The organism is Bradyrhizobium sp. 6(2017) (assembly GCF_011058295.2).
Lineage (GTDB): Bacteria > Pseudomonadota > Alphaproteobacteria > Rhizobiales > Xanthobacteraceae > Bradyrhizobium > Bradyrhizobium septentrionale.
This window is the reverse complement of sequence record NZ_CP049289.2, coordinates 3,019,072-3,032,616: the sequence shown is the minus strand read 5'-3', so window position 1 is coordinate 3,032,616 and position 13,545 is coordinate 3,019,072. Positions and strand designations below refer to the sequence as shown.

Annotated in this window: 8 protein-coding genes; 2 read left to right on the top strand and 6 right to left on the bottom strand. The window is 63.1% G+C overall.

The window, feature by feature from the left end; translation table 11 throughout:
• Positions 1–26: 26 nt before the first annotated feature.
• The 5 genes from G6P99_RS14270 to G6P99_RS14250 all read right to left on the bottom strand — a co-directional run bounded on the left by G6P99_RS14270 (position 27) and on the right by G6P99_RS14250 (position 9,919).
• The gene (locus G6P99_RS14270; RefSeq protein ID WP_029078296.1) at positions 27–1,481 is read right to left on the bottom strand and encodes an HlyD family type I secretion periplasmic adaptor subunit; all 1,455 of its coding nucleotides are present in this window, start codon (positions 1,479–1,481) and stop codon (positions 27–29) included.
• A complete protein-coding gene (locus G6P99_RS14265) occupies positions 1,468–3,606 on the bottom strand; it encodes a type I secretion system permease/ATPase (RefSeq protein ID WP_165128591.1) in 2,139 nt (712 codons plus the stop codon). The genes G6P99_RS14270 and G6P99_RS14265 overlap by 14 nt, the downstream gene beginning before the upstream one ends.
• Before the next feature lie 25 nt (positions 3,607–3,631).
• Positions 3,632–6,463, bottom strand: coding sequence for a beta strand repeat-containing protein (locus G6P99_RS14260; RefSeq protein ID WP_165128589.1), 2,832 nt, complete (start codon positions 6,461–6,463; stop codon positions 3,632–3,634).
• 190 nt (positions 6,464–6,653) lie between these two features.
• Positions 6,654–9,125, bottom strand: coding sequence for a two-component system VirA-like sensor kinase (locus G6P99_RS14255; protein WP_029078298.1), 2,472 nt, complete (start codon positions 9,123–9,125; stop codon positions 6,654–6,656).
• Positions 9,122–9,919 (bottom strand): cytochrome-c peroxidase, encoded by a 798-nt coding sequence (locus G6P99_RS14250; protein ID WP_334262029.1) that lies wholly within the window; start codon positions 9,917–9,919, stop codon positions 9,122–9,124. The genes G6P99_RS14255 and G6P99_RS14250 overlap by 4 nt, the downstream gene beginning before the upstream one ends.
• Before the next feature lie 206 nt (positions 9,920–10,125).
• On the opposite strand from G6P99_RS14250, the gene G6P99_RS14245 reads away from it, so the two are divergent.
• Positions 10,126–10,890: a response regulator gene (locus tag G6P99_RS14245; RefSeq protein WP_035976035.1), complete on the top strand. Its 765-nt coding sequence runs from the start codon at positions 10,126–10,128 to the stop codon at positions 10,888–10,890.
• A 157-nt stretch (positions 10,891–11,047) separates the two neighbouring features.
• On the opposite strand, the gene serA is transcribed toward G6P99_RS14245, so the two are convergent.
• Positions 11,048–12,298 (bottom strand): phosphoglycerate dehydrogenase, encoded by a 1,251-nt coding sequence (gene serA / locus G6P99_RS14240; RefSeq protein ID WP_035976037.1) that lies wholly within the window; start codon positions 12,296–12,298, stop codon positions 11,048–11,050.
• A 1,051-nt stretch (positions 12,299–13,349) separates the two neighbouring features.
• Between serA and G6P99_RS14235 the strand changes: the two genes are divergently transcribed.
• Positions 13,350–13,487, top strand: coding sequence for a hypothetical protein (locus tag G6P99_RS14235; RefSeq protein ID WP_165128587.1), 138 nt, complete (start codon positions 13,350–13,352; stop codon positions 13,485–13,487).
• Positions 13,488–13,545 lie beyond the last annotated feature (58 nt).

The following is a 13,545-nucleotide window of genomic DNA, read 5'->3' as shown; positions in this document are numbered from 1 at the left end:
GCGGCGAAGCCGGAGTGCTCGCCGGCCTAGCGCTCGCGCAAGACTTCCTGGCGGTAGCGCAGCAGCGGTGAAAGCAGATAGCTCAGGACCGTCCGCGATCCCGTCTTGATCTCCACGGTCACCGCCATGCCGGGTGAAAGACTAACGATCCTGTCGTCGATCTGCATTTCGGTGCGATCGAGCGAAATGCGCGCGCTGTAGTTCAGTTCCTGTCCCTTTGGCTCGCTGGTTTCGCTCTGCGTCACCAGAGCGCGATCGCTAGCGCGATCGTGCTGACGATCGCGGACGACAGCATCCTGCGAGACCGAAAGCACCTGACCATGCAGGAGCCCGTAGCGGGTAAAATTGAAGGTATCGATCTTGATCTCGGCTTGCTGCCCGGCATGGACAAAGCCGATGTCGTGATTCGACACCATGGCTTCGATTTCCAGCCGGCTGTCGCTCGGCACGACCACCAGCAGCGACTGCGCCGGCGTGACCACGCCGCCGATGGTGTGGATCGCGAGCTGCTGCACCACGCCGTCGACGGGAGCCGTCAGCTGCTGAAGCCTGGTCCTCTGCTCGGCCTTGATCAGGTCCTGCGCGAGCCCGTTCGCCTTCTGCTCGGACTTGGCCAGTTCGTCGGAGAGCGTATGCCGATACTCCGCCGCCGCCTGCCCGCGGGTCTCGCGGATCGCCGCGATCGCCGCCTCGGTCTCATGCAGATGGCTGTTCTGCACGTTGAACTCTTCCTGTTGCTCGACCAGCAGCTGGAGCACCTCGAAATAGCCGAGCTTCGAGCCCAGCTCCTTCTCGACCAGCGTCTTGCGAATGTCGACGCGCGACTGGATCACCGGAATGATCGTCTCAAGCTTGTGGATTGTCGCCGATGCGGTGGCTTGCTCGGCCTCCTTCTGCGCCTGCTGGCGCAGGAGTGCCGCGATCTTGGCGCGCTGCTCGGTCACCTGGTTGAGCAACAACTGACGCTGGGTCGCAACCAGTTCCGGGTCGGCCCCGGTGGGCGGCGTGAAGTCGGCAGCGGGATCGTCGCTGCCGGCGAGCGCCGCGCGCACGCGCGCGATGTTGAGCCGCTCGGCCAGCAGATCATTGCGCAAATGATCGCGCTCCGCCGCGTTCACGGTCGGGTCGAGTTCGATCAGCACGTCGCCGGCCTTGACCGCCTGCCCGTCCTGTACCCTGATCGACCGCACGACGCCGGTCTCGAACGGCTGCACCACCTTGGTGCCGTCGCCCGGCAGGATTTTTCCGGTCGCCGAAGCCACGATGTCGATGGTGCCCCACCAGGCCCAGAGCAAGGCCGCGCAAAACATCAGGGCGATGCTGGCCGCGGTCGCGCGCCCCAACGGCGACGGTGGCGTCTCTACGATCTCGAGCGCCGCCGGCAGAAACGCCAGTTCCTCGCTGCTTTTGCGTTGCGCAGGGCGGAACGGGATCACGCGTGGCTCGGATCCGGCGGCAACCGCCGCTTCAGACGACTTCATGGAATCCTCCTTGCAACCGGTGCAGCGACGCGTAGCGGCCGCCGGTCTTGATCAGCGTGTCGTGGCTGCCGTCCTCGACCAGGCGACCGCGATCGAGCGTGACGATGCGGTCCGCCGCGCGGACGGTCGAGAGCCGGTGTGCGATCACCAGCACCGTCCGCCCTTTGGCGATGTCCTTCATGTTCTGCTGAACGATGCGCTCGCTCTCGTAGTCCAGCGCGCTGGTCGCCTCGTCGAAGATCAGGATGCGCGGATCGCCCACCAGCGCCCGCGCGATGGCGATGCGCTGCCGCTGACCGCCCGAAAGCGTCGAGCCGCGTTCGCCGACCACGGTATCGTAGCCTTCGGCCAGTTCGAGAATGAAGTCGTGCGCTCCGGCGAGCCGCGCCGCCGCAACGATGCGTTCCATCGGCATCGCCGGATCGGCAAGCGCGATATTGTCGCGCACCGAACGGTTGAACAGCACGTTCTCCTGCAGCACGATGCCGATCTGGCGGCGCAGCCACGCTGGATCGGCCATGGCAAGGTCCATGCCGTCCACCAGCACCCGCCCACGCTCCGGGACATAGAGCCGCTGCACCAGCTTGGCGAACGTGCTCTTGCCCGAGCCCGAGGGTCCGACGATGCCGACGGTCTGGCCGGCCGGCACCTCGAACGAGACATCGTGCAGCACTTCCTGTCCGTCAACGCGGTAGCGAAACGAGACGTGGTCGAATTTGATGTCGCCGCGGATCGACGGCAGCCGCGCCCGCCCGGCCGAATAGGTCTGCTCGGCGGTGGTGTTGAGGATGTCGCCGAGCCGCGCGATCGACAACCGTGCCTGGTGGAAATCCTGCCAGATCTGCGCCAGGCGCAGCACCGGTGCACTCACCCTGCCGGCCAGGATGTTGAAGGCGACAAGTTCGCCGACCGAGAGATCGCCACCGATGACGAGCTTGGCACCGCAATACAGGATGCTGGCCGTGACGATCTTGCTGACCAGCTGTACCGTCTGGCTCGCGCTGTTGCCGAGACTGAGGACCCGGAAGCTCGCCGCCACATAGCCGGCCAGTTGCTCTTCCCAACGGCGCTGCATCTGCGGCTCGACCGCCATCGCCTTGAGTGTTTCGATGCCGCTGACGCTCTCGACCAGAAAAGCCTGGTTCTCGGCACCACGCCGGAATTTCTCGTCGAGCCGCCGCCGGAACAGGGGCGTCGCCCCGGCCGATATCGCGATATAGAAGGGGAACGAGCCGATCACGATCCACGTCAGCAGCGGCGAATAGAAGTACATCACGCCCAGGAAGACGAACGTGAAGAACAGGTCGATCAGCAGGGTCAACGCCGAGCTGGTGAGAAAATTGCGGATGTTCTCCAGTTCGCGCACCCGCGCCACCGAATCCCCGACACGACGGGCCTGGAAATAGGCCATCGGCAAAGCCAGCAAATGGTGAAACAGGCGTGCGCCGAGTTCGACGTCGATCCGGTTGGTGGTGTGGGAAAACAGATAGGTGCGCAGGATCCCCAGCACGGTCTCGAACAGCGAAATCGACACCAGTCCAAGAACCAGGACGTCGAGGGTGGCTAGCGACCGGTGCACCAGCACCTTGTCGATCACCACCTGGAAGAACAGCGGTGAAACCAGGCCGAACAGCTGCAGGAAAAACGATCCGACCAGCACCTCACCGAGCAGATGACGATATTTGTGAATCGCGCCCAGAAACCAGGCGATGCCGAAGCGGCGAGTGATATCCGACAGACCGGCGCGACGGGTCATCAGGATCAGTTGACCGTCCCAGACCGACACCAGTTCGTCCTGCGTCATCAGTGCGGGCCGGGACGCCGGCGCTTGCACCAGAACCTTGCCCTCGGCGGCCTTGGCGACCACCAGGAATCCGCCGTTGCGCAGGGCCGCGATGGCGGGCAAGGGCGTGCTGCCGAGCCGGGACCAGTCGGTCCGGCAAGCACGCGCCTTGAGCCCGAGGTCTTTGGCACACCGGAGCATCTCCGGTGTGCCGATCTTCTCCGTGCCCAGCCGATGCGCGATCTGTCCGGCATCGGCCGCAACCCCCTGGAGATGCAGCAGCGTCACAAGGGCTTCGAGACCTTGATCGACCGGTCCCGTGCTGTTGGTTTCGTTGCTCATGGATGCTCTCCAGGGTGATGTTGCGTCAGGCCGCGTGCGGCTGCGTCAGCAGCGGCTGCTGGTCAGGCGCAGGATCGGCAAGCGGCATGCCGCCGAGTGCAGCCCCCGTCGAGACCAGGCTTGAGGCCATGAACTGGCCCAGCAGGGCAGCACTCGCCACAGACGAAGCGTTACTCACGGCACTGCCGGGATTCATCACCGCCTGGAACTGGAGGTTGTTGCCGGTGCCACCGTCGAGAACGTCGGTTCCGCCATTGCCAATCAGGGTGTCATCCCCTGCGCCGCCGCTCAGAGTGTCGCTGCCGCGGCTGCCGATCAGGATGTCGTTGCCGTCGCCGCCATTGGCGATGAACTGCATCGCCCCTCCGAGCCCGAAGGCGTTGACGACGTCATCGCCTCCGAGGCCGTTGATCACGATGCGATCGTTGGCCTCGAAGCCGGTGATCGTGACGTCGGTCGCCAGACCCGACACCGTGATCACGCCGTTGTTGTCGTTGATCGAGATCGCGTCGTCGCCATTGGTGGCGTTGATCACGACCGTGTCGACCTGACCGTCGCCCTGACCGCTACCGATAGGCGCGGACAAGTCGATCGCAACATGCTTCACGTCGGTCTTGGACAGGTCGCCCACCGTGATGGTATCAGCACCACCCAGCGCGTTGACGTCGATGGTCTCGATGCGATCGAGATCCATGGTGACGACGCCGACGTCGCGGCTGAAGATCGCATGGCTGCCACTGGCCGTGATATCCATGCTCTCGTTGACGTTGGCGCCGTTGAACAGCAGGGTGTCGTTGCCGGCCCCTCCGTCCACGGTGTCGCTGCCATCGCCCGGGTTCCAGACGAAGGTGTCGTCGCCGGCACCCATTTTCGCCACGTCATTGCCGCGCCCGCCAATGACGGTGTCGTTGCCCGCGCTGCCGGTGATGGTGTCGTTGCCATCGCCGCCATTGACGACAAGCCGATCGAGCCCGGCGTCCATACCACTGACCATCACTTGTGCCGCCAATCCGTTGACGACGATGGACGAGCCCGTGCTGACGACGCTGATGCGGTCGTCACCGGCGGTGCCATTGACGTTCACGGTGTCCGCCACGCCGTCGCCCTGACCGCTGCCCGGCGTCGCCGACAGGTCGATTGCGATCTGCTTGGCGTCGGTTCCGGAGAGGTCATTGACTGTGACCGTGTCGGCGCCGCCGAGGGTAGCGAGCTGGACGTGCTCGACGCCACCAAGATCCATGGTCACGTTGCCGACATCGCGGAACAGCCTCACCCGCGAGCCATTGGCCGAGATGTCGATGTTCTCGCCGACATTGGCGCCGTTGAACACCAGCGTATCGGTGCCTGCCCCGCCTTCGACGGTGTCGCTGCCGTCGCCCGGATTCCAGACGAAGGTGTCGTTGCCATTGCCAAGCGACGCGACATCATTGCCGCGACCACCGATCACGGTGTCGTTGCCGTTGCCGCCGATCAGCGTGTCGTTGCCCTGGCTTCCGGTGATGGTGTCGTTGCCGGCACCGCCATCGATGATGAGACCGATGACACCGGCCGCAAGGCCGGCAGCGGTGATGACGTCGTTGCCAGCACCACCCTCGACGATGAGCTGGTCGTTGGCCCCCTCTGATCCGGCAAGGGTAACCGTTGCGGGCAGGCCGGCGACCGTGACCGAGCCTCCCGCTCCCGTCACCTGAATGTTGTCGCTGCCATTGGTGCCGTTGACGGTCACGGTATCGGCCGCGCCGTCGCCGACGCCACTGCCAGGTGTGGACTCGAGATCGATCGCGACCTGAGTGACGCCGGTTCCGGTGAGGTCGCCGACATTGATGTTGTCGACGCCGCCGAGCGCGTTGAAATCGATGTGCTCGATGCCGTTGAGATCCATCGTGATACTGGCGACGTCGCGGCTGAACGTCACGCGGCCGTGGTTGGCGGTGATATTGATGTTCTCGCTGACGTTGGCGCCGTTGAAGACCAGCGTATCGATGCCGTCCTGGCCTTCGACGGTGTCGCTGCCGTCGCCCGGATTCCAGATGAAGGTGTCGTCGCCGGTGCCGCCGAGCAGGCTGTCGTTGCCGCGGCCGCCGATAATGACGTCGTTACCGGCTCCGCCGATCAGCGTGTCGCTGCCGTCACCGCCGGTAATGGTGTCGTTGCCATCGCCGCCGTCGATGGTGAGATGGATCAGGTTGGCGAGGCCGTTTCCGGCGGTGAAAACGTCGTCACCGCCGTTCATGTTAAGCACGAGGTTCTCGGTGGTTCCGATATCAAGCGAGAACGGCGCTGGGTTAATCCGATCGAAGCGCACGCGGGTGCCGTTGGCCGTGATCGAAAAGACTTCGGCGCCGTTGCCGCCATTGACCTCGGCGGTATCGATGCCGTCGCCGCCTTCCATCAGGTCGGTGCCCTCGCCCGGATTCCAGATCATGCGGTCGTTGCCGGCCCCGCCGAACATCTGGTCGCTGCCGGTGCCACCGGTCAGGGTGTCGTTGCCGTCTCCGCCAAACAGGAGATCGTCCCCGCCCTTGCCTTGCAGGACATCGTTGCCGGCGCCGCCGAACAGCAGATCAGTGCCCGAGCCCCCGATCAGGATGTCGTTACCCGCGCCGCCAAACAGTTGCACCGCCGGCATCGCACCGTTGGCTTCGTCGACCGAGATCGTGTCGTTTCCGGCCTGACCGAACACCTGAATCGTCGCGGTGTTGGCAACCGTCGGTCGGCCGCCGAGGATGGTCACCGCGCCGCCGTTGATGAGAATGTTGCCGGCCGCATCGCGGCTGGCGACGATGGAGTTGTCGAGGGCGTCGTCGAACACCGTCAGCACGCCGGAGCCTGCCGAAAAACTGGCTGTGATTGCCATTGAAGCGGTCCTTTCGAGGATTGATGAATCAGCGCGAACGCTCATTCCTGGGGTGGTGGTTTCGTTGGTGCTAACGCTCGATCTGGTCGCCGTTGTCACCTCCGTCATCTTGACGCGCGCATGCACGGCTGCGGGCCACCAGAAATGGCGGCCCTGCGCTACGGAAGTATTTCAGGCAAGGGTAATCGTGTTACGGCTGTAACCTGGCCGGCGTTCGCAGGCAGCGGTCCAATGCCGCAGCAAGTTCGGCGTTATCCAGCGGCCAGTGCAGCACTTCGGAGATACCGGCGTCCGTCAGCAAATCGATGCTGACATCGGCGGCAGTCGCGACGGCAAGCAACACGGGCTGCAACGGCGCTACCTCGTGCAGGGCTCGCGCCAATTCCACCCCGCCCTGGGGCCGCGAGGCGTGACCGACCAGAATGATATCGAATCGCGCAGCGTCGGAACGGCATGCAGCAAGGGCATCCGCCGCGACCTCAAAGCCGACCGGCTCGTATCCCAGCGCCGCCAGCTTCTCCTCATCGCGCAGCAAGCGTTCCCGCTCGCTTTCGACGATCAGCACCGTCTCGCCGCGTCCAAGCGGAAGCGCCGGCAATCCGTCAGCCGCGATGGAGTCCGCCGCCACAGCGGGCAGCCAGACTTCGAACCGGCTTCCACAGCCAGGTTCGCTCTGAACGTTGATGGCTCCATCATGATCGCGGACGATCTCGCGAACCGTTGCGAGACCAAGGCCAGTTCCTGCCACCCGCGTCGTGAAGAATGGCTCGAACATCCGCCGCGCCACGCGTTCATCGATTCCGCTCCCGCTGTCGCTGACGGAAAGGCATACGTAGCGACCCGGGGAGAGCCCACCCTCGCTCATCTCCACGAAAGCGGCCATCTGTTCTTGTTTCACGGCCACGCGGACACAACCGCCATCGGTCGTCGCTTGCGCGGCGTTGGTGCAGAGATTGAGAATGACCTGCTGAAGCTGCGCCGGTTCGCCTGATACGGCGACGTCGGCCGGAACGTCTTCGAAGACAAGCTCTACATCCGACGGCAACGAGGCACGCAACAACGAGGCCGCCTCGTTGAGCAAGGTGCGCACCTGAACCGGACGAGCACGCCCGTCGGTCCGCCGGCCGAAGGTGAGGATATTGTCGACGAGGTCGCGACCGCGCTCGGCGGCCCGGCGTATCTCGTCGATGTGCTGTGCCGGTTTGGAACCGCGGGTGATTTGCGGCTCCACCATCTCCGAATAGCCAAGGATCGCACCGATGATATTGTTGAAGTTATGCGCGATCCCGCTGGCCAGCGATCCTATCATCTGCATGCGACGTGCCCGCTCCAGCCGCATGGCAAGCTTGGTCCGCTCGCGTTCCAGAAATTCGCGCTCGAGCGCATTAGCTACGGCGTCACTGGCAAGCCGCGCGAGCGGGATAGGAGAGACCTTGTTCCGTATCGGGCGGAAGCGGTCAAAACCCATGATGCCCTGGACCCGACCCGGCCGAACCAGCGGCAAACAGGCCCACGCGCGCACGCCGGTGCCCGCCAATGCATCCCTGATAGCGCCGGGCGGCAAGGCGCTCGCGTCGGCAATCGTGACGCCGTCCCCTCCGCCGAGCTGCTCGGCCACCGCCAAGGCCCGTCGAGGCCAACCTGGCGGAAACGTCACTCCGTCCTTCGACCATGCGTGGACCCGGATCGGCCTCTCGTCCAAAACCACATACGCGCGATCCGCGTCGATGATCCGACTGAATTCACCCAGCACCTGCTTCAATCGCGTCCCGGTCTCGGCCGGCGAGCAGTTGATCAGACGCGTCGAATTTTCGGCAATGACGTGTTCGAATGCTGCCCGCCGACGCAACGCCACCGCCCGAGCTCGTAGCCGAAGGCCGAGAATGACGAGCATGACGACCAACAGCAGGGAGACAACGTAGAGCAGCAGCCGATAGCGCTGCTCCCCCGCTTCGACCACGGACCGACGGCGGGAAAACAGTTCGCGGACCTCCTCCAGGGCATGCGTGCTGGCCGCGGCGATGAAGGCCTTCAGCGTTTCATCGACCGCTGGGAGCTGCTCGGAGAGCAGCCGTGCATGCGCCAGCATCGCGCGCGCCGATTCCGCGTCCGGTCCCGTGGTGGGCATTTGCTGCGCAAACTGGTCGATCTTTTCCTGGAGCGCTCGCATCGCACCGGATGAGGTGTCTCGCGACAAATAGAGGATCGCGGCCGCCAACGCGCCCGTTGCCGGCGCGAGTTGCACGTCGTTGGCAAGGAACGCCGGGCTCGTGCTGAGCAGGCCTACATAGGAGAGCGAATTCTGCAACAATGCGTTGCTGGTCTTGAAACGCTCCAGCAGCTCTTCCTGCTCGACAACCGCCGACGCCAGCTGGTCAATTGGCTTCGGATCGAGACCTTCGGCCCGTGCGTGAGATCGGAGCCGACTGACCGCATCGTCCATCGCTCGCGCATCGACAGCAAATGCATCGTAGTCACGAAGCAGGCCGGCTCGCGCCTGAAGCACGTCGCGGTGAAGCGAGGCCTCGGCAAGCGCATATTCGTCGAGCGTCTGGAGCGTCACAGCATAAGCGGACGCGTTGGTATCTATGCCGCGCAACAACAGCCAGGTCAGCAGCGCGAGCAGAAATGAAACCCCGAGAATAAACGGCAGATTCCTCATGGGATCTGCGAGCCAGTGCGTGGTGTGGCGTTGGCCGGCCTTACGGCTTGACCTCGATATGTCCCGGTCAGCGTGTTGAGGAAGGCGACGATGGCGGCTGTTTGCTGATCGGTCAAAACGCGGTCGAGTTGGGCGACGCCCATCGCTTTGACCGCCTCCGGCAACGTGGCCGCGCTGCCATCATGGAAGTATGGCGCTGTCGTCGCCACATTTCGCAAGCTGGGCACGCGAACCAATGCCGGCTCCGGCGAGCCCAACGGATGGAAGATGCCGTGCCGTTGAAACAGATTGCCGCCCACATTGACACCCTGATGGCAGGCGATGCAGCCGAGCGATTTGAAAACCTGATAACCCGACAACTCGTCCGGCGTCATGGCGTTGGCTTCCCCGGCAAGCCATCGGTCGAAGCGGCTATCTGGCGTAACCAATGTCCGCTCGTATGTCGCGATCGCATCCAGCATGGCGGCGACATCAGGCTCCATTCCATAGGCATCACGAAACTGCCCCGCGATTTCGGGGTCAGCACGCAGTTTGCCCAGGGCTTCGTCAACGCTCGACGCCATAATCGCTGGATTGCGAAGACTGCCCTCGATTCCTTCTTCCAACGAGCGGAAGTTGCCTTCCCAATTCAGGCGGAAGTTCAGACTCGCATTGAAGACCGTCGGCGTATTGAGGGCGATCGGTTGGCCTTCACGCGTATCGTGGATCCTGGCGCTGGCGCCATTGGTTCCTATATCGTGGCACGATGAACAACTGTGTGTATTATCGTGAGACAGACGCCGGTCGCCGAACAATCGTTCTCCAAGCAGGACACGCTGTGGGTCTTGGGCACGCGGCGCGGGAATTGGCGTGATAGGCTCGCGGTCGGCGCGCGCCTCAGAGCCCGGCGATTGAGCGTCTGCCGGCGAGAACGCGCTGAGACAAACGAGCGCCAGCAGCAGACACGCGAAACCGCAGCTGTACACGGCCACCGGCGGTGCCGTTGAAGGAACTGGATGCAATGAGCGGCTCATCACTGAATGACCCGGGTCCTCGCGGAAGCGTTGATCGCCAAGTGTGCGTCCTCGTCGTGGAAGATGATCCTGCCTTGCAGCGCATGATCCTAAACTATTTCGCGGAGAACAACATCCGGACCCTGGCAGCAAGTAATCGGCAGGAAATGGTCGGTCGGCTTGGCAGTGCCGAGGTCAATCTGGTGATCCTTGATCTCCGGCTTGGACTAGAAGACGGACTGGATCTTCTTCGGGAGATCCGCTTGAACTCCGAAGTGCCCGTGATCATCATCACGGGTCACCGCCGCGACGACATCGATCGAGTGGTCGGTCTCGAGCTTGGCGCCGACGATTATCTGACGAAGCCATTCAACCTGCGTGAATTGCTCGCGCGTGTTCGCGCGATCCTGCGCCGGTTCGATGCCGGGAGGGCCACGCCGGCGCGCGATCCAGAGCGTGGCCGATTTCGATTTTCCGGCTGGCAGCTCGACCGCAGGATCCGGCAGCTTACGGACCCGGCCGGCGCCGCGGTCGCATTGACTAAGGGCGAGTACGCGATGCTGCTGGCCTTTCTCGAAGCGCCACAACGTCCGCTTAGCCGCGAGCACCTATTGCAGGCGACCCGCGTCCACGAAGATGTCTTCGACCGCAGCATTGACGTGCAGATTCTCCGACTGCGGCGTAAGCTTGAGCGCGATCCAAGCGCGCCACGCGTGATCCAGACCGAGCGCGGCGTCGGATATGTATTCGCCGTTCCGGTAGAGCGGGTTTGACGAGGCAATTGGCGGCCACCGCGGGAGCTTCACCCGCGGAACATTCCACTTCCGCCACAACCGGTGTTGCACTGCCACCGAACCGGTCCAAAGGCGGATGGAAGCCCTTTCGACTTACCGCCAACAGGACAGCATTTCGCCACGTACTGCCATCTCGTCACCCCTGCGGCCGGTTCTGGTCGTACAGCACCCGCACGCGGATCGTGCCGTGAATAGCCTTCAGCTCGGCCAGCAGCTCCTCGCCTTCACCGCCGACAACGTCGGTTTCGAGCACGACGTAGCCGACTTCCGGGTCGGTCTGCAGGTATTGCGCCTGGATGTTGATCCCGTGCCGAGACACTGCGTCGTTGACCTGACGCATCACGCCGGGAACGTTGCGGTGGACATGGATGAAGCGCGTGCCGGTCGGCCGCGCCGGCAACTGCACCTGCGGAAAATTGACCGCGCCGAAGGTCGAGCCGACATCGGAATAATCAATCAGCTTGCGAGCGACCTCCCCGCCAATACGATCTTGCGCCTCCTCCGTCGAACCGCCGACATGCGGCGTGAGGATCACATTGGACAAGCCTTGCAACGGCGAGACGAAGCGGTCGTTGTTCGACGCCGGTTCGACCGGAAACACGTCGACCGCAGCACCTGCCAGCCGGTCCTCACGCAGGGCGCTTGCCAGCGCATCGAGATCGGCCACGGTGCCGCGCGAGTTATTGATCAGATAGGCCCCCGGCTTCATCAGCCCAAGCTGGGCCGCGCCAATCATGTTGGCGGTGGCCGGCGTCTCCGGCACATGCAGTGAAACGACGTCGCTGGCCGCAAGCAGATCGTCCAGTGTCTCAACCGGCTCGGTATTGCCGTGACGCAATCTGTCGGTGTGATCGAAATAGATCACGCGCATGCCCATGGCTTCCGCGAGATTCGATAACTGCGAACCGATGTTGCCATAACCAACGATGCCCAACGTCTTGCCGCGCACCTCGCGGCTACCCTCGGCGGACTTGTCCCAGCCGCCAGCATGAGCGGAGATCGACCGTGGAAATATCCGGCGCAACAGCATCACGATCTCGGCGATGGTCAGCTCAGCCACGCTGCGAGTGTTGGAGTATGGAGCGTTGAATACCGGAATCCCAAAGCGTCGCGCGGCATCAAGATCGACCTGGTTGGTGCCGACCGAAAAGCAGCCAACCACCATCAGCCGGTCGGCAGCCTCCAGGATCTCCGCGGTCAACTGTGTCCGCGAGCGGATCCCCAGCATATGGACGCCGGAAAGTGCCTGCTTGAGCTCGCCAGCACCCAGCGCCTTCGGCAGACGTTGCAGCTCGGTATAGCCATTGCCTTCGAACATGCGTGCTGCCGAGTCGTTCACGCCCTCCAGCAGCAGGACGCGTATCTTGGTTTTAGGGAGAGACAACATCGTCGAGATTCGCCTTCGTCATTCCGGGCTCGATCTGGAAGAGCTACCATGCACAACTTCGATCAACCACACGCCAATATAGAGAACATATCGGTCGGGGCCTGCAGAAACGCCCTTTCAAGTTGGTAGCGTCTTGGAGTTGAAGTCCAACGAGAGGCAGGCCTCCCTTTGCCGCTCAAGCTCCAGATGCCAGCGCCCCTCCAGGTGCAAACCACCCGGTCGCATTCCGCATCGAGCGAATCCAGGTCGGCCATCGCCGTCGAAATTCGCTCGATCATCGCGAATGTCGTCGCCTCGGATCGCTGGTGGCAGGGGTGAATAGCACAGCGTGACCGTCCACATCAGAAGCGCAGGCGCCATCTGCGGGGCTCGAAACTAGACGGTATAAAAGTACCCAGAAAAAAAATAACGGAGCCTGGAACAAGGTGGTCCGAGCCGATTTCCAAACCGGCCGCCAGCCAAGCTGGCCTCTGATTTTTTTACTAATAAAATCAATAGTTTAAATATGGTTGGGGCGGGAGGGATCGAACCTCCGAATGGCGGAATCAAAACCTGCTTGATATGTAATGATTTCAAAGCGCATTTGGAAGAAATGGCCAAGATGGCCTCCAGCAAATTCAATAGGTTGGCAGGCGTTTCCAAATGGCGAGGCCATCTTTTCGCTAATCTAACTCCGCGGATCAAGGCAGGCTAACACTGCAGGTGCCGAGCCGCCGGGATCGCAAATCGACGAATGGAGCATTAAATTAGCGCTCGACAGCGCTCTTCGGAGCGCGGCCGTCGCAACGTGTGAGCGGCAGGCCGGTGATGCGAGCGATCTCTTCCGGCGCGTTGACCGTTCGGACAGGCCCTTTGGCCGGTTTCGACCTCCTGCGGCAAATTCGGTTGCGGTATCTATGTCGGGCGATCGAGCAGGCCGACCGGCCACGGCGGCGCCAACGAGGCGCGTTCATTTGGCTCGTTCCATGTCGCCGCGCCCAATCTTCCCGCACGCATGTACGCAATCTTTACAGGGCTGAGCACTGTCCAGGAATTCTCGGCGCCGTGTCGATTGCGAGGGATCACAATCCGCAACGTCTACCCCGACCAGCAAGGAGCGGCCTCCGTCAATCCGATCTGCACCGTGGTGCGCCTCGCCCACCGCGCGCCGGTCTGGAAGAGTGCGACGGTACAGGCCGGACCCTACTGAGCCCAACGACCAAGCGAAACCATCGCGGTCAAATGGAGCATAAGCGGACTATGTCTGG